17 protein-coding genes are annotated in these 18,139 nt (G+C 37.2%); 4 read left to right on the top strand and 13 right to left on the bottom strand.

Annotated features, from left to right (window positions below):
* Positions 1 to 14 precede the first annotated feature (14 nt).
* From MUG87_RS02030 to MUG87_RS02005, 6 genes are all read right to left on the bottom strand, one after another.
* Positions 15 to 677, bottom strand: a complete 663-nt coding sequence (locus MUG87_RS02030; RefSeq protein ID WP_247085061.1) for a hypothetical protein — start codon at positions 675 to 677, stop codon at positions 15 to 17.
* A gap of 164 nt (positions 678 to 841) precedes the next feature.
* On the bottom strand, positions 842 to 1,057 hold the full coding sequence (locus MUG87_RS02025) for a YozE family protein (protein ID WP_247085059.1): 216 nt from the start codon (positions 1,055 to 1,057) through the stop codon (positions 842 to 844).
* A 163-nt stretch (positions 1,058 to 1,220) separates the two neighbouring features.
* Positions 1,221 to 1,502 carry a YokU family protein gene (locus tag MUG87_RS02020; RefSeq protein WP_247087443.1) on the bottom strand — a complete coding sequence of 94 codons (282 nt, stop codon included), beginning with the start codon at positions 1,500 to 1,502 and terminating at the stop codon, positions 1,221 to 1,223.
* A gap of 5 nt (positions 1,503 to 1,507) precedes the next feature.
* The gene (gene ablA / locus MUG87_RS02015) at positions 1,508 to 2,917 is read right to left on the bottom strand and encodes a lysine 2,3-aminomutase (protein WP_247085057.1); all 1,410 of its coding nucleotides are present in this window, start codon (positions 2,915 to 2,917) and stop codon (positions 1,508 to 1,510) included.
* Positions 2,918 to 3,235: 318 nt separating this feature from the next.
* On the bottom strand, positions 3,236 to 4,699 hold the full coding sequence (locus tag MUG87_RS02010; RefSeq protein WP_247085056.1) for an NAD(P)/FAD-dependent oxidoreductase: 1,464 nt from the start codon (positions 4,697 to 4,699) through the stop codon (positions 3,236 to 3,238).
* Positions 4,700 to 4,961: 262 nt separating this feature from the next.
* Complete coding sequence (locus MUG87_RS02005) at positions 4,962 to 5,078, bottom strand: YjcZ family sporulation protein (RefSeq protein ID WP_124564655.1); 117 nt, start codon at positions 5,076 to 5,078, stop codon at positions 4,962 to 4,964.
* 245 nt (positions 5,079 to 5,323) lie between these two features.
* Here MUG87_RS02005 and MUG87_RS02000 point away from each other — a divergent pair, with 245 nt between their 5' ends.
* Positions 5,324 to 5,896, top strand: coding sequence for a DUF4397 domain-containing protein (locus MUG87_RS02000; RefSeq protein ID WP_247085054.1), 573 nt, complete (start codon positions 5,324 to 5,326; stop codon positions 5,894 to 5,896).
* Positions 5,897 to 5,910: 14 nt separating this feature from the next.
* Here MUG87_RS02000 and MUG87_RS01995 read toward each other — a convergent pair whose 3' ends face one another.
* On the bottom strand, positions 5,911 to 7,065 hold the full coding sequence (locus MUG87_RS01995) for a histidine kinase N-terminal domain-containing protein (protein WP_247087441.1): 1,155 nt from the start codon (positions 7,063 to 7,065) through the stop codon (positions 5,911 to 5,913).
* A 189-nt stretch (positions 7,066 to 7,254) separates the two neighbouring features.
* Between MUG87_RS01995 and MUG87_RS01990 the strand changes: the two genes are divergently transcribed.
* From MUG87_RS01990 to MUG87_RS01980, 3 genes are all read left to right on the top strand, one after another.
* Complete coding sequence (locus tag MUG87_RS01990; RefSeq protein WP_247085052.1) at positions 7,255 to 7,647, top strand: YueI family protein; 393 nt, start codon at positions 7,255 to 7,257, stop codon at positions 7,645 to 7,647.
* Positions 7,648 to 7,792: 145 nt separating this feature from the next.
* Positions 7,793 to 8,326 (top strand): chromosome segregation protein, encoded by a 534-nt coding sequence (locus MUG87_RS01985; protein ID WP_247085051.1) that lies wholly within the window; start codon positions 7,793 to 7,795, stop codon positions 8,324 to 8,326.
* A 187-nt stretch (positions 8,327 to 8,513) separates the two neighbouring features.
* Complete coding sequence (locus MUG87_RS01980; RefSeq protein WP_247085049.1) at positions 8,514 to 10,145, top strand: peptide ABC transporter substrate-binding protein; 1,632 nt, start codon at positions 8,514 to 8,516, stop codon at positions 10,143 to 10,145.
* Between the two features lie 62 nt (positions 10,146 to 10,207).
* On the opposite strand, the gene MUG87_RS01975 is transcribed toward MUG87_RS01980, so the two are convergent.
* The 6 genes from MUG87_RS01975 to MUG87_RS01950 form a co-directional block, all read right to left on the bottom strand.
* Positions 10,208 to 12,037, bottom strand: coding sequence for a hypothetical protein (locus MUG87_RS01975; protein WP_247087439.1), 1,830 nt, complete (start codon positions 12,035 to 12,037; stop codon positions 10,208 to 10,210).
* Positions 12,027 to 13,805, bottom strand: coding sequence for an AAA family ATPase (locus tag MUG87_RS01970; RefSeq protein ID WP_247085047.1), 1,779 nt, complete (start codon positions 13,803 to 13,805; stop codon positions 12,027 to 12,029). The genes MUG87_RS01975 and MUG87_RS01970 overlap by 11 nt, the downstream gene beginning before the upstream one ends.
* An 84-nt stretch (positions 13,806 to 13,889) precedes the next feature.
* Positions 13,890 to 14,156 (bottom strand): LemA domain protein, encoded by a 267-nt coding sequence (locus tag MUG87_RS01965; protein ID WP_247085045.1) that lies wholly within the window; start codon positions 14,154 to 14,156, stop codon positions 13,890 to 13,892.
* 82 nt (positions 14,157 to 14,238) lie between these two features.
* The gene (locus tag MUG87_RS01960; protein WP_281503692.1) at positions 14,239 to 15,627 is read right to left on the bottom strand and encodes a basic amino acid/polyamine antiporter; all 1,389 of its coding nucleotides are present in this window, start codon (positions 15,625 to 15,627) and stop codon (positions 14,239 to 14,241) included.
* Positions 15,628 to 15,712: 85 nt separating this feature from the next.
* Positions 15,713 to 17,212: an ABC transporter permease/substrate-binding protein gene (locus MUG87_RS01955; protein WP_247085043.1), complete on the bottom strand. Its 1,500-nt coding sequence runs from the start codon at positions 17,210 to 17,212 to the stop codon at positions 15,713 to 15,715.
* Entirely contained in the window at positions 17,209 to 18,132 is a 924-nt protein-coding gene (locus tag MUG87_RS01950) for an ABC transporter ATP-binding protein (RefSeq protein ID WP_247085041.1), read from the bottom strand. Before MUG87_RS01950 ends, MUG87_RS01955 begins: the two co-directional genes overlap by 4 nt.
* Between the last annotated feature and the right edge of the window lie 7 nt (positions 18,133 to 18,139).

The following is an 18,139-nucleotide window of genomic DNA, read 5'->3' as shown; positions in this document are numbered from 1 at the left end:
CTTATAATCCGTTACTATTTCTTTTCTGATAACTTCGTTAAGTAATGCATTACTAAATTCATTACAATCATATATTCTTCATCTTTAAATGTTTCGTACAACTCCCGATAATCATTATAAATATCAAGCAGTCCATCAATAATTTCTTGGCGGTTTGTCTTTGCACCACTTCGTTTTGAATGATTCATAGACTTTAATTTTTCTAAATCCAATTTATTAATCCCTGCTTTGTCGTTTTTCAACTTTTTTAAAATGGAATTTGCAGTTTGTGCATTTGCAAGCAAGGTTAAATCAGATTCATCCGCTTCTAACCATTCACCATCAGTAATGCGTGATAACTCATAAATGGTATCTTCCCAAGCGTCATTTTTATATCTCCATACTTCAGTACGATAGCCGACAACGCGAAACACATCTTTGTCATAACCAGTTACCTGCACAAGATCTCCAAAGGTAAACTTGTAGTTAAGTTCAATCCATTCTTTTTCCACGTTACGTCCCTCGTAATCTGTAATTAATTGCAATGTATTTTCTACATAAAGACCGTCGTGATTATTTACTTCATATACATAAACACCATCTAGAATTTTTGCGTTTGTAATCTTTCCAACTGTTCCGTATAGCGTAATCACGACTATATCACCAACATTATATTTCGGTTGTTTTTTCCTGGTCATGTTGCTCCCTCCTTTGTAAGTCGTGATTGAAAAATGGCACTTTGACGATATCAGTATATGCCATAGAAAAGAAAACGCTTATTAGAGACGCGCCTGTTGTAAAAAGAATTTATAACAAAAAAAGACCTTTATAAAAAGGTCTTTTTTTGTGTGTAATTGTTTACTTATACAGCTTGCAGATAATACTCCCAGGCGCTGTCAAAAACAGACATATTAGGAAGTAGTCCGCTTAGCTCCAGATAAGAGCTGATTTCTTCGTAATCATTGGATTGCTTCGGAAAGCTATGATCTTCATACATGATTTGTGCCAAATCACTTAAATCATCTCGTTGAAATGTATCGCGATATTTCATCATGTAGTGATAAAAAGACTTTGTCATACCTCTATATCCCCTTTTGTAGCTTTAACGTTTTTGTGGTTATCACTTATCCCTACAATATAAGGAGATGTTATATATTTTGCAACATATTTATTTTTTTATTATGGTACATGAAATTTACAATTGTAAATGAAAGAACGCCGGACACGACAGCGTCTCACTTTTAACCTTGCGTAAAGTCAAAATAATTTCGCTTTAATAACCGGGGTTTTGCCATAAGCTCTTCATATGCTAAGGACTTTTCCAACTGCTTTGTGTTGATTAGAAATAACTGGTCTTCAATGTTTTTCACAATCTCAGTTGTTTGGTACTCCATGCCGCATTCAGCACAGCATATACATGGCGTATCTATAATGCCGATTGTTTTTGTACCGTCTGGCAATTCCCAAAACACTGTATTGCTACTTTCTTTTACATGTGTTGAACCACACCATTCACACGTCAACATATTTACCCCTCCTTATCAACACCTTCATGCAACTTCTTTAATTGAGATTGAAACTTCTTTTCCTTCAGTTCATCACGTTTTTCACGTTTGTTCTTCAAAGAAACGTGTTCAGGGTTGCTTTCGTATTGCTTGCGGCGATTAATTCGTTGTAGTCCTTCCGGCACTATATTTTGCTTTACATCGTTCATCAAACCAGACACACCAACATTTGATTGTTTAGTAGAATAATTTGGATAAACTGTACTAAAATAGTCTTCTGCACGACCTGCTATATAGTTTTCAGGCTCGGGATATGTCGTAATTACGCCTTCAAAATTACGAAGTACTACTTTATCCGGACTTTGAGATAGCAGATAATTGGGTTGTAGAGTAATTTTCCCACCTCCACCAGGCGCATCAACTACAAATTGTGGATTTGCATAACCTGATGTGTGACCGCGCAATCCCTCGATAATTTCCAACCCCTTTGAAACTGGTGCTCGAAAATGGCTGATTCCTTCAGACAAATCACATTGATAGATATAATAAGGCCGAACACGAATTTTTACTAAATCATGCATCAATTTCTTCATAATTGGCACGCTGTCATTAATGCCCGCTAAAATAACAGCTTGGTTACCAAGTGGAACACCTGCGTCCACTAACATTTCACAAGCCTTTTTTGATTCTTCGGTAATTTCAATGGAGGTATTGAAATGTGTATTAAGCCAGATTGGATGATATCTTCTTAAAATATTGCACAAATTCTCAGTAATACGCTGAGGAAATACGACTGGTGCTCTTGTACCGATTCGAATAATTTCCACATGAGGAATAGCACGTAAATGTTTTAAAATGTATTCTAAGATATTGTCATTAATTAGCAATCCGTCTCCTCCTGAAATAAGCACATCCCGTACCTCAGGCGTACAAGCAATATAAGATATGGCATCATCAAGTTGCTTTTTAGGTACACCCATACCGATTTGCCCGCTGAAGCGACGGCGTGTGCAATACCGACAATACATAGAGCATTGATTCGTAACTAAAAATAATACACGATCCGGATATCGATGTGTTAAACCCGGTGTTGGAGAGTCTTCATCCTCATGGAGTGGATCTTCTTGATCATATTTTGTTTTGTACAGCTCTTTTGAAATGGGAACGGATTGCATACGAACCGGGCAACGAAAATCATCTGGATTCATGAGCCATGCATAATAAGGTGTTATATTCAGAGGAATGGTTTTCGTAGAAATTCTAACACCTTCTTCTTCATCTGGTGTAAGGTGTATCACCTTCTTCAAATCTTCTAATGTTTTGATTGTATTGGTGAGTTGCCAAATCCAATCATTCCATTGCTCTTCTGTAACATCTTTCCATAGCTCAATATCCTTCCAATGCCTGTTCGGTTTATATAAATCATAATGCATACAATTCTCCTCCTTTGGCTTTCATCTATACATAAGCAAAAGCTATGCCGCTTGCTCTGTCGCAACTCTGTAAACATTCGCCTACTTTCTTTATATGAACGAGCGCAACAGTCTGTGAAACAGAGACAACATAAAAAGAACTGCTGATTTTTCAGCAGTTCTTTTTCATTTCTTTCGTTTCGCGCCCATATTTTGGCAACTTCTTTCCCTTGAGTACGGACTGTATGAACATCTTCGGTAAGTACCCTACTCACTTATCGTGAGTTTTTTAGTTTGTCTGTACATAGTATGCACAGCATCTTGTTTTCTTTCCACATATTACAAAACAACAGCTTCTCTGCTTGGCGCCTCTATTTTTTTTACAATATCACGTGCAATCCATACACCGCATGCGCTTGCCTGCGCCAACCCGCGTGTAACACCTGCACCGTCACCGCCTAAATACAGGCCGCCGATTTCTGATTCAAAATACTCATTTAACTTCGGACGCGCTGAATAAAATTTTGCTTCTACACCATAAAATAAAGTATGCTCTGATGCGATACCCGGCGTCACTTTATCTAGGGCTTCTGTCATCTCAATTAAACTTTTCATTGTATTATATGGCAAAACAAGTCCTAAATCCCCTGGAACAGCCTCTTTCAACGTTGGCTCTAGGAACCCTTCCCGAATTCGTTTTTCAGTTGAACGTCGTCCTTTTAAGATATCACCGTACTTTTGCACAATGACACCGCCCATTGAAATTCGGTTTGCTAATCTTGAGACCTCATGTGCATATTCATTTGGTTGATCAAATGGCTCTGAAAATTGATGTGATACAAGCAAAGCAAAGTTCGTATTTTCACTTCCTAATGTTGGATCTTTATAAGCGTGTCCGTTTGCGGTCATAATGCCAGAGTGATTTTCCACTACAACGTGTCCAGAAGGGTTGCTACAAAATGTACGTACCCTTGTTCCAACAGATGTATTAAACACAAATTTTCCTTCATATAAGTGCTTATTGATTTCTTCCATAACCACGTTGGAAGTTTCAACGCGAACACCAATATCCACTTGATTCGTACTCATTTTTAAACGGCGCTTTTTCATTACTTTCGTTAGCCAAGCAGATCCATCACGGCCCGGTACAATCACTACCTTTTGTGCTGAGATTTCTGTTCCATCTTTCAACAATACCCCACGAACAGCAAGTGTATTTTCAACTTTTTCCGTAATAAGATCTTCTACTTCTGTTTTGAATTGCATGTCAATTTTCGTCTTTAAGTATTCAAATATGCTTTGCAAAATCTCTAGGTTTTGTTCTGTTCCTAAATGACGAACTTGAGCACGTAGCAGTTTTAGGCCAGCTGCGTATCCTCTCCGCTCAATATCACGCACTTCTTCTGTTAATGGGTCGGTAATAGACGTTGTAGCCCCATGTGCTAAATTGATTTCATCTACATAGCGAATGAGCTCCATAACAGTGGAAGGTGATAAGTAATCTGTCATCCACCCGCCAAACTCACTCGTAATATTGAATTTACCGTCTGAGTATGCACCCGCTCCTCCAAACCCATTTGTAATAGAGCAAGCCGGTAAGCAGCCTGCAAATTCTTTTTTCCCTGCTGCAGGTGGACATTTCGTGATTTTTTTTTGTAAAATCGGGCAATTTCTTCGATAAATATCATGTCCTTTATCAATTAACAGTATGTTAGCTTGTGGCATTTTCAATGTAAGTTCATAACAAGTGAAAATCCCGGCAGGACCTGCTCCTACAACAATCACATCATAATCTCGCTTCATCTACGTATCCCCCAGTTCACTTATCTTTCGTAATTTCATAAGTAGCTATATCAAAAAATCCTTTTTAAAATTACCATAACCACACTTTAAAGTCAACAAATTTACGAATTATAAATACAAACAAACCTTATAATGTTCGTATTAAATTCGTCAGACCTCTTACTTTAAGGGCTTGAAAACCCTATTATCCATAAAAAAACGAAAAATACCGATCACACTACCGTGATCGGTTTAAAAAGAAACAGCGCCCTTTCTAATTACATCAGTGATACCATGCTGCTCCGATAATTACTAATAAAATAAACAATACAATCAATAAAGCAAAGCCATAGCCGCCGCCGTAACCACAACCGGCTCCATAACCTCCATAACCCCACATAGTTTTCACTCCTTACATACAAAAGTGCTTACATCTACAAGGTATGTCGGACAGGTATACATGCGTATGTGCATTTGCCCATACCATAAAAAAATCCCCCAGTGTATTGGGAGATTTCTCTTGAAATACCTATCACCTTTCTTAAGGTATAACCTGATGGTAGTTGTTATACGTTAATAATTCCAATGCTTCATGCATATACATACAACGGAATTACATCTAAGCAAAGGATGTGATATATTCTTATGTATCGTTCTGCTACTCCTGCAAAAGTACGCGTTTTACACGCATTTCCCAAATATCCTGTTTATGATATACACGTAAACCACCAACCTGTCCTGCAGAAACTTGCCCTTAAACAATGTAGCGAGACCTTTTCCTTACCCCCAGGGCAATATCGATTTGATGTAATGGAAGGTGTAAAGACAGCCCTTTCTGCTATCATTCCTATACGTAGCGGGATGAGTTACTTGCTTATTATCACAGGCAAAAGTACGCCGCGCATTCTTCAGTATACAGAAGATACGTTTTTGCCATTTGGTCAAGCCAAAATTCGATTGGGCCATTTTTCTTCTGATGCGCCACCCATTGATTTATTTCTTAAGACTGGTGAGCCGTTATTTTCAAGTGTAGCATTTACAGAATTAACTGCATATCTACAGGTAAGTCCAGGTGTAGCAGACTTCGAAATTCGCGCATCAGAAAGTGAGAAACCTTTGTTAACATCGCCTCGTCTACACATTGAAGCAAACCGAGTTTACACTTTTTATACAGTTGACTTCCTATCTAAAATGGAGCTTTTATACATCACCAATTAAAGCGGCATTTGTTATTATGACCTTGTTCGGCTAGGATTGGCTTGCTTTTGAAATGTCATACAAAATCGTGTCCATTCAGGTGAAGATTCACATGAAATATGACCATCATGCTTTTCGACAATTTGCTTACAAACAAACAAGCCAATACCCGTACCAAGCTTTTTTGTTGTAACAAACGGTTCAAATATGGTTTCAATTTTATCAACTGGTATCATAGGACCGTTATTTTTAATAATGATATGAATATCTTGTTCATCTTCAAATGTATCAATTATAATTTTACGATTTTTCCCGTGTGCTTCTAAAGCATCAATAGAATTCAATAAGATATTTAAAAGGACTTGACGCACTTCACTTCTGTATCCATACAAATCAATAGGATAAAACATATTTTTTTCAATCGACACGTTTGAATTCACCAAGCTCGGATATAGAAAATGAATAATCTCATGAAATAGTTCATTTAAACTAAACATCTCTTTCTCATTCCACATTTCTTTTCGGGATACGAGTAAAAATTGCGAAATGCGAAAGTTTAGCTGATCAAGTTCATGAGAAATGATATCAAGATACGGTAACATTGGATTATCTGCTCGAAGTAATTTTACAAATCCCATGATTGAGGTCAGGGGATTTCGAAATTCATGGACAAAGCTCGCTGACATTTGACCTAAAATAGTAAGTCGTTCTTTATGTGTTTCATCAATAAAGTGCTGCTTTTCTTCTAACGTTTTTGTGATGATTTCAGAATATTTAAGTACCGTGTGATAAATCATCGCATCAAAACAATGATGAACCTTTGTAATAAGCGGCTTTAGTTCGCTTGCTTGAACATCCAGTCCGTACATGGCTTCAAACAGCTCATTTCTCCCAACATTTACATTATATACAAACTCTCCAATATTCACATCGGCTTGCGCACGTTCCGATGCAATCTTATGACAAATTGGCTGAATATCCTCAATAACTGTTTCACCTTTTAACAGTGAAATAATAAATCGAAATAAATTCTCTCCATTTTCTATCATCTCTTTTTGAAATGGATCATGTTTTGAAACAATAATTTTACTTTGCCATGTTGCTACAAATCTTTTACTGTTCTCTATCAAATATGTACAAAATTGTTGTTCAATTTGGCTAATAATGTGAAAAACCTCCCGTTCCTCCATTAAATCTTGCCGTATATCTATATGTTGTATCGTAACATAAGAAGATAACTTCGCCCACAATTTATTGAAAAACATTCTTTTACATCTTTCGAAAGTGATACCTGTATTTCCTGCTTTTTAGACAAAAATTTTTAATTTGGATGTTCAACGGCATTTTGACATAAATTATTATAGAGAAGGAGGACTGTTATGAACAAAAAACTAGATGATTACTTACAAGAAGGAATATATGGTGCGAAAGAGCAACACCCGGAAGAGCGCCGCTTGTTTTTAGGTACTTTACGAGAAAGAGTTGAACTTGCATTAACAAAAGGACAAGTTATGAGACAGACGCCTTATCAAATTGGCACAGCGCTGCAGAAGAACGTAAAAATGCTGTTGAACGGGGATGTTGCATACTCTTATTTATCGCCGTATATTAGGTTTGCAAACGAAAAAAAAATCCCATTTACCATCGTTCAAAATGAAAAAGGAAATTCTCCATTCGGCCTTGTCCTTACTTATGACCAAGCAGTTGATACACCAGATATTTACATACGAGATGAGATTTTCCATGCAGAAATACCTGCTACACTTCCATAAATCTATATAGTAATTTGACAAATTCCTGAGAGAACTCGGGAATTTTCACTTTCTTTGACGATTCCCCACTTCTTTTGTCACGCTTGCAGGTAATTACATTCTAAGCGAGAAATCGTATTCTATTCAGAATGTAGGAGGGATTAAGATGGAATATAAAACTCCCATGGTCGCTCGAAAATTAGGTGTTAGTCCAAAGGTTATAATGCGGATTGTCAGTCAACTACAGATGGACGTTGAAAAAAATAAATTTGGTCATTATATATTCAGCGAAGCAGATGTGAATCGAATTATAGATTACTATACAAAAGAAGTTGCCAATACTGAAGTTGCTGCTACGGTTGCTTATGAAGTTACATCTGCACCAACTCAAGTTCTTGACATGAAACCAAACACAATACCTTTCATGCAAGATGAACGCTCCATAAAAGAAAAGATATCCAGCACAGAACTCCTTTCACGCCTGGATCGAATGGAAGAAAAGCTAGACACCAAGGCTGATGAAGTGGTAGCTTATCAACTTTTACAGCATCGCAATGAGATTGAAGAACTTCGAATACAAATTCAACTACTACAGACGCAATTACAAAAATTGGAGGAAGCAAAACCCCTTGCCCCCATTCGAGAAATTACAGCGGATAAAAAGAGACGTCGTATGATTTTAAGTATTTTTGGGTTTTAATACTTGATATCCTCTCGAACATGTATAAGCAATCTTTTTATAATAATGCAGCAAGACAATACCATAAAATGCTATCCAGTCTTCTTCAAAAAGGCACAACGAACTTACGGTTCATTGTGCCTTTTTCGCATAATTCTCCCAAAACGATTTATACTAATTGACAGTACGTACAAGGAGGATGATTACGATGAAAAAGAAGGCATTAATAGCGCTCTCTTCTGTGCTCTCACTTTCCATGATTGTCGGTTGCGGTGGCAACAAAGACGAAGGTAAAGAGAGCACAGGTGAAAAGCGTCCACAGGTTTTAAATTTAATTGAAACAGATGAAATTCCAACGATGGATACAACAAAAGCGACAGATGCTATTGCGTTCCGTATCATGGTTAACACTATGGAAGGTTTATATCGTCTTGATAAAGAAAACAAACCAATCCCTGGTATGGCAGAATCTTATACAGTAAGTGATGACAAAAAAACATATACCTTTAAGCTTCGCGATGCTAAATGGTCAAATGGTGATCCAGTTACAGCACAAGATTTTGTATACGCATGGCGACGATTAGTAGACCCAAAAGTTGGAGCGGAATATGCTTATATTATGTACTACATAAAAAATGCCCAACAAGTCAACGAAGGTAAAGCTGGGTTAGATACGCTGGGCGTGAAAGCAACAGATGATAAAACACTAGTAGTAGAATTAGAATCCGCTTTGCCAGAAACAACCTTACTGGCGTTAACAACGTTTCCGTCCTACTTTCCATTAAATGAAAAATTCATCAATGCACAAAGTGGAAAATTCGGTTTAGAAGCTGCTAATACATTGTATAATGGTCCATTCCAGTTAAGCGAATGGAAGCACAATGAAAGCTTCCAATTTAAGAAAAATGATTCCTATTGGGATGCCAAAACAGTTAAACTGAATACTATTAATTTTAACATTGTTAAGGATGTCTCTACTGCAGTCAACCTGTATGAAGGCGGTCAGGTGGACCAAGTGGGACTTTCTTCAGAATTTGTAGATAAGTACAAAAACAGTCCTGATTTCAAAACAGAACCGGAAGCAACCATTTTTTATCTGCGTATGAACTTTAACAATCCAGTGCTTAAAAATGTTAATGCCCGTAAAGCAATAGATTTAGCTATCGACAAAAAAGCATTAACGACGGTTATTTTAAACAATGGTTCAAAGCCAGCATATTTCTTTGTACCAAAAGACTTTGTCAGTAACCCTGCCGGCAAGGATTTTAGAGAATTGAACGGTGACTTTAATAAAACAGATACCAAAAAAGCTAAAGAGCTTTGGGCAAAGGCAAAAGAAGAAACTGGTCAACAACAAGTTACGTTAGAGCTTTTAAACTTTGATACCGAAACAAGTAAAAAGGTTGGCGAATATTTAAAAGAACAAATGGAAAAAAACTTGGAAGGTTTAACTGTTACTATTAAACAGCAACCATTTAAACAAAAGTTAGAGTTAGTCAGCAAAAAAGAATTTGAAATGTCGATTGACGGGTGGGGTGCTGATTATTTAGATGCGGTCTCCTATCTGGATATCTTTGTTTCAAGCAGTCCGAACAATAGCTCTTCTTACAGCAATCCAAAATATGACAAACTGATTAGTGACGTGAAATCCTCATTAGCCACCGATGAAGAAGCTCGTTTTAAAGCATTGTTAGATGCAGAAAAGATCTTATTTGAAGATGCTGCATTAGCACCTATTTATCAACGCGGACGCGCCATTATCACAAAACCGTATGTAAAAGATGTATATTATCATCAAATTGGCGGCGATTACTCCTATAAATGGGCGTACGTTAAATAAGAAAAAGGCTTGCTATAGCAAGCCTTTTTCTTATTTTTATACGTTACATGAAATTTTAAGACTTACTGCACCCATTCCGTAATAATACGCTTTAATTCTTTTTGTCCCATAAGATGTTCTACCTCTTTTTTGATATACGGATAAAACTGCAAAAAAATACCGCACCCAGCCTCAATTTTTTTTGCATGCATTTGGCTGCCTGGATATACACAAATTACTTCGTAGATTGCTCTTCTATGAAACACATTTCGTCCATCTTGCTGCTCAACATATTTAATGGACCAATACTTATACATCTGTTCTGTAGCTTTCGTATTCCCTATTGGTTGGAAAATATTATACATAGGACTATATTTAACCTCAATAATGATAGATGATTGATACATCCAACCCTCATCCTTCTTACGAAAATAATCAATTCGTACATCCGGCTTTTTTGTGTCCTCTCCGTTATAAAAATTACTTCCTTTACTGAGCGCAATCAGCGGATGTGTTTCAATCAATTCATTAAAAACGATGCGCAGGCGAACATCTTCTTTCTCTGTTACAACTGCAGTTCCATCCTGTAAACCATCTAAGTAAAAATAAGATTTTATTTGTTCAGACACAGATGGATTTGCTATGAACCCCATATCCTCTAAGATAGTAAGAACGGCAAAAAAGACATAATATTCATAAATCAAAAACGTTGGTTTATAAACAAATAAATATATGGGTTCATCATATACTTCTTCTCTTTTTTTCAAAAGCTTACGCATAAAATGACAAAACTCTTGATATACAGGAGCAGTAGGTGGTTTTGCATCACTTACCTTTACTTCATTCCAAAAACTCGTATGCAACCTCCCTCGCATGTCACACATCAGTTTATTGATGAGACTGTATAACACTTTATATTCCTGCAATTTTACAGAGACTTTCCGCAGATCTGTCTCTTTTAACAGTTGTATATTCTTATACTTTTGTTTATCACGCTCTGTTACAGACCCGTTTTTCTCAATATTTTGTACAATATTTTGAACAGCTTGTTTTTCTTGTTTGCCACTTTGTTCAATGCCTTGTAATTTTTGAATATTATCAGTAAGGAATTCATTCAGCTCTTCTAATACACCTAAAAACGAAATAGATTGCATTTTCACATATTGTAAATCCGTTCTCTGCTTTGCTTCTATCAGACGTCTATTCCAGTATTTAGTCTCCCCTTTAGCTGCATATAGCGCATTTCTCCGTATAGTCGCGCTGATAGGTTTTCGATAACACCTTTCCTGATGCAATATATATTTATACCCTACGTCTCTCTCAATCTTCTTATACATCCGTGTGATTTGTGCTACCTGTTGAGAAAGCCAGCGAATTGTTTTTAATTGAGAATGCTCCTCTAGGTCTTGAAACACAGAAAATGTTTTTTTATAATACCCCCGATCTGCAATCAAACTACCCATTATGGACTTAACCTTATTTTGAATTAAAGTTAATTGCTCATCGTAAAAATTTTTAGGATAAATACGAAAGGCACCATAATATACGTTTTGATTGTATATGACTTCAAAGTGATAAATGCCGCATCGCCACGGATATACGTAATCCGTTTTACCATGTTCATAAAGCAGTATGATGGGTTGTTTTTTCGTTAATATATGGCGATTCTCTCGTTCTTTTTTTCCTTCGTAGATTTTGTTCCATAAAAAAGTCACTGCTACACTGCCGAAAAGTTGCAAACGTAATGGCTTTAACTCTGGTACATTGTATACGCACATATGAATTTGGCTAGGTGAAGAACATAAACGTGACAATGACAACTTTTCTCCTTTATCCGCCGATCCAATAATCAGTTGAACCAAAAAAGGTAAACTCTCCCCATCCAATACTTCTGTATATGGCTCATTTAACATATCCATACAGCTCCAGCTCTTTAGCCTTTTTATTCATATAGGTAATACTGTGCTCAAAATTAGACACTTGTTGCGCCAATGGAGATCGCAGGATATGTTGTAGTGCGCTGTCTTTTTTTATGTCAAGTAAATGACCAATTGCAGTATCAATACCTCGTATTTTCGTTAATACACGCTGTTTGATTTGTAAATCAAAAGCTTCTTCTCTTGTAATGAGCGTTAATTGATTTTCATCCTTTGGTATATTGTGCAAATAGATTGCTATACCGGTTACACACCGAAACGAAATTCCCTTTGTTGGATCATTTGCATGTAAAGCATCGTGCAATGTATCTAAGAGTTCAAGTTCTGCTTCTGTAAAAGCAGATAATACATCCCCAGTGTGTGTCCATTTCTCCCGAAAATCAGATGTGGAAACATGAATTTCTGCCGGCTTTTTCGCACTATTCATATGAAGAGATTCTCGAAATGATAGTTTTTCCAGTTGTATGATGTTGACTCTGTCCAACAATCGATCAGATAAATCTTTTGTAGTTTCATCAAAATTTACTGTACCCACAAAAATCAGATTGGAACCCAAAGCAATTGTAGGTGGAATGTCCCGTTCTATCCCATCAGGTTCATATAGAGTGAGTATACGCTGTGTAGCCTCCAGCTCAAGCAAAGATAAAAACGAGGTGAACCAATGTTCAATATGTGACATATTCATTTCATCAAATACAATCATATATAACTGCCCAGGGTTTTTAGCAGCTGCAAGGAGTGTTCGCACTACTCCTGTTTCACTCGCTACATACATACCATCTGGATGCAAATAGCCCAGTATATCTTGAGGGTCTTGAAATGCTGGTGAACAAGGCACCCACAAAAGTTCCGCACCATAGCGCAATCCTAAGGCAGACGCATATGCCCCAACTAATTGTGATTTACCTATACCTGACATACCGCCAATGATCGTAATAGAAGAACTTTTTATACATACATGAATATTACAAAAATCAGTTTCTTCAAAAAATAATCTTTTATTGTAAGCAATTTGTTTAAACGTTCGTAAAAACATGCGTTCCTTCTCTGGAGTAACAGGAGTACGCACTTTTTCTTCTACACTGTTGACCACTAGTTCCCTTCCGTGTTCTTCTATTTTTTTTATGAGATGATCATAGGTACTTTGTGTGACAAAATACAGCTGTTCTTCAATCAAAATACCTTTCCAATCGTAAATATCATCTATTTCTACATACTTTACTTGTCTTTTCTTTTCTACATATAAAAATGGACTAAACGTAGCGCTTATATTTAAATTTCCATATAAACGCCCTCCATGTAAAAGTAGTTTAGGAGTAGGTAAATCACTCGGATACCGTCCTAGTAAAAAAGAGATGTAACCGTTTGTTAACTTACGTTCAAAGACTTCCCGTTCTTGCCCTTTTTGGAGCTGCGGAATCGGAATCATTTGATATGGTTCTTCTGTTGTATAAGGTTCTATTCGAACTGTTTCTGCATAAAAAGTACGATGTGCATACTTTAATCTAAAAAACAATAGTACTTCTCTACCTTGCTCATTTAACAACTTTTGATTTCCTTTATACGTATATAACCCCTTAAACACAGGCTCTTTTCCTTCAGCTGCGCTTGTAATCACATTTGGAACAGGTGACAAACATCTTGTCAAAAAGTAACTTTCGTTTTTATGTTCATACGTACCGACGAAAATCATGCGTTGTAATCGCTTGATAGTATGTGAGTCAAGAGCTTGCCGCAATCTCATTTGTCTCTCTCCCCTCTGTTCAACTTTTATCATTATATGAAGAAGACAAACTCGATAGAAATAAAAAACCTCTCTGTAGAGAGGCTAAGCTAGGTTCTTTTTAGTTTCTTTTTCATGCTGCATAGCATTTCGTGCAATTCGCATTTTAGTAATTGTATATCGTAATGTATCTTGTACATTTACATCTTGATCTAATTGAATTTTTGTTAACGCATCAACCGTATTAGCTAAATGCTCTACCGAATCTCTTAAGTAAGAATTGCGATCAAACAGTGATTCTTGCAACAGCATCTCCATAATCTCTCGGGCCAACTCTTGAATGCGTTGTAACTGCTCTCTTTCATTCATCATTTACACGCCCCCTCATGTATGTGTTCTCGCCATTCATATACCTATGTAGAATAGTATTCGCCTCACATATACGGAATTCCTGTTACATACTGATTTTTCCTGCCATCAACATGAAAGCGGAAATACCAGCACATAGTAAGATGCTTAACATAATAAATCGTTCCCATTTGGTAAATATGTATTGATTTTGTTGCTTTCGAGCTATGATATATACTAAAATTCCGATACCGTATACAATTGACACTAGCAATAAATTTTGCATTCCAGCAGCATAAACCAACCAAAAAGAATATGTTACCGCACAAATAGCAAGTATTCTGTCTCTCACTTTATTCGTTCCGTAATTTGGCTGAAATGTAAGTTTCAACGCATACAAGCCGGAAAATAAGTACGGTAAAAGAATGGACGTAGTAGCAATAAAGTACATAATTTGATAGGTTGAATTAGAAAACAAAATAATGATGAATAAAAATTGTGCAACACCACTTGATATCCATAACGCTGCATAAGGTGTGTGCTTCTTATCTATTTTTTCAAATATACGGGGAAACACGTGGTCTTTTCCAGCAACATGAGAAATTTCAGAAACGAGTAGAAACCAGCCAATCAGTGTACCTAAAAGCGATATGATGAGACCAATGTTGATTAGCGATGCTCCCCATGGCCCTACTACATGCTCTAGCACCTGACCCATTGAGGGTGTCTCCAGCTTAGACAGCTCCTGACGCTCCATTGCTCCAAGTGATAAAACAGAAATAGCGATATAGATAAACATAACAATAAGAAGACCCCATACAGTTGCTTTTCCAACATCACCATGTTGCTTGGCTCGTCCCGATAGAACGACTGCTCCTTCTACCCCTACAAATACCCATAGTGTAACGAGCATCGTATTTTTTACTTGTATCATGATAGGTTCTCCGCCCCCCCAGAAATCCACATGAAATGTTTCCCCTTTAAATACAGTTGTCATGATTGTAATGAATACGAGAATAGGAACAAGCTTCGCGATTGTTGCAATGATATTTACAACAGATGCCTCTTTAATCCCCATTAAAACAAGTCCATGCAACGTCCACAAGAATAGAGATGAGCCGATAACAGCATATGTGTGATTATGAAAAACAGCGAAAAAGTAAGATAATGCATTAAATAATAAGATAATGCTGGCCACATTTCCTAAAACACCGGCAATCCAATATCCCCAAGCGCTATTGAACCCCATATATTCACCAAATCCCTCGCGAGCATACGTATATATACCCCCTTCTAACTCTGGCTTTTTTTGCGCCAATGTTTGATATACTACAGCTAGCGGAATCATCCCCATAGCCGTTACCAACCATCCTATTAAAACTGCACCGCTATTCGCTCCTTCTGCGAGATCATGCGGTAAACTAAATACACCGCCGCCAACCATTGTACCTACTACTAAAGACATGAGCGCTAAAAATCCAAGCTTTTTCTCGATACCCGTCCCCTCCTCTCTATGTCTTATACTTTCTCTTTTCCTCAAAAATATTACACCTCTGCACGCAGAGGTGTAATATAGAATACTATTTCAGCAAGCCTTTGTTTTGTAAATACCGCTTAGCCACTTTGGCAGAAGTTTGTCCTTCTACATTTACCTGATAATTCATATCGCGCATTTCATCATCTGTGATTTGATTTGCAAGACGATTTAATATAGATGTAAGCTCAGGATATTGTTGCAGTGTTTCCTGTCGTAATAGCGGGGCACCTTGATAAGGAGGAAATACACCTTTATCATCAGCTAGCACTTTTAGGTCATATTGTCTTAACTCACTGTCAGTTGAATATGCGTCAATCACAGTCACATCCCCGGATTGTATAGCACTATAGCGCAATTTCGGCTCCATTGTTACTAAATTTTGAAATTGTAGCCCATAGCGCTTTTTTATCCCTTGATAGCCATCTTCTCGATCTGAAAACTCTAAAGTAAAGCCTGCTTTCAAATTACTGGCGACAGCTTGCAAACCTGAAATGCTTTCTAAGTTATATTGCTTTGCGACCTTTGAAGGCACTGCAAGAGCATAAGTATTGTTATATTGCATTGGTGCTAGCATAATCATTCCAAATTTCTTTCTCATACCATCACGTGCTTGTTCGTATACCACCTGACGGTCAGTACTTATGGCGTTCTCCTTCAAAAATGTAGAGATAGCGGTTCCCGTAAATTCGGGATATATGTCAATCTCACCCGATTGCAAGGCATTAAATACAAATGATGTTTTGCCAAATCCAGGTTTAATGGCAACATCTAAATCCGTTTCCTCTTCGATGAGTAACTTGTACATATGAATTAAGATTTCTGGTTCAGACCCTAATTTACCGGCAATAATAAGATCAGGCTTTCCGCTACCCAATACAGGTGCAATTAAAGTGCCTATCAAAACAATGGCGGTTATAAGTAACAGTTTCACTGAACGGCGCTTCTCTATAAACCGTAATAATCGATCCAAAATCAATGCTAATGCCGCAGCAGGAACAGCCCCTAATATAATTAGGAAGTGATCATTACGATCAATTCCAAGTAAGATTAATTTCCCAAGGCCGCCTGCTCCAATTAAGGCTGCCAGTGTAGCTGTACCCACAATTAATACCATAGCCGTTCGAATACCAGCCATCATAACTGGTAGAGCTAATGGCAGCTCTACTTTCTGTAATCTTTGCAGCCGGTTCATTCCCATTGCTTCAGCAGCCTCAATTAAAGCTGCATCAATTTCAGTAATCGCTGTATACGTATTCCTTAAAATAGGAAGTAGTGCATAAAGGACAAGTGCAACAATGGCAGGAATCTTTCCAATTCCCACAAGAGGAATAAGCAAACCTAATAATGCCAACGAAGGAATGGTTTGAATAACTGCAGCACTACCAATAAACCACTCTGCATTTCTTGTTTTGGTTAACAAAACAGCTACAGGGACAGCTATTAAAACAGCAATACATAATGCAGTAAATGAAATTTGCAAATGTTCGAGTAACGCAACCGTTAATTCCGCGCGACGGGTCAAAAACACCTCTATTACATTCACATTTTTGCCCCCTTTGCAAAATAGCTAACAATCGTACGATCTGTCACAACACCCACAATATTACCATTTTGCTCAACGGGAACTGCTTGTTGATTCTCTAAGCGATGGTACAGCTCTTGTAGCGAGGCCTTTATAGAGATTGGATTCGTTTCTCCGTTCCATGGCAAGAACACTTCTTGCAAATCATAAACAGTATGTCTATTTATACCCATAAACATTTGAACGAACTCCGTATTAGGTCGCATCAATAATTCCTCAGGTGTTCCTAATTGTTCAATCTCTCCGTTTCGCATTAAACAAATACGATCACCTAACATTAAAGCTTCTTCAATATCATGTGTAACAAAAACGATTGTTTTTTGAATACGTTTTTGTAATGACTTTAAATCCTGTCGCAATTGCTCCCTGCTGATAGGGTCTAAAGCACTAAACGGCTCATCCATTAAAATAATATCTGGATTTCCTGCAAGAGCTCTTGCCACACCAACTCGCTGTTGTTGACCTCCTGAGAGTTCGATTGGTTTTCTCTCTCGGTAAGAACTTGGCGATAATCCTATCATGTCCAGTAATTCGTCTACTCGCTTATGTATTTTATTTTTATTCCATTTCCGAAGTTCTGGCACAATGGCAATATTTTCTGCTACTGTCATATGTGGAAACAGGGCAATTTGTTGCAATACATAACCAATATTCCATCGTAATTCGTGAATAGTATAGTCTTGTATATTTCTACCTTGCATATAAATGCTTCCCTGAGATGGCTCTAGCAATCGATTCATCATCTTCATCGTCGTGGTTTTTCCACAACCACTAGGTCCGATTAATACAAAGCATTCACCCTGTTCTACTTGAAAGTTCACATTGGTAACAGCGCTAGTTTTATTCGGAAAACATTTCGTAACGTTCTCAAATCGAATCATTGAACTC

It is taken from the genome of Ectobacillus sp. JY-23 (assembly GCF_023022965.1).
Lineage (GTDB): Bacteria > Bacillota > Bacilli > Bacillales > Bacillaceae_G > Ectobacillus.
The sequence above is the reverse complement of the archived record's forward strand: the minus strand, read 5'-3'. Positions and strand labels throughout refer to the sequence as shown.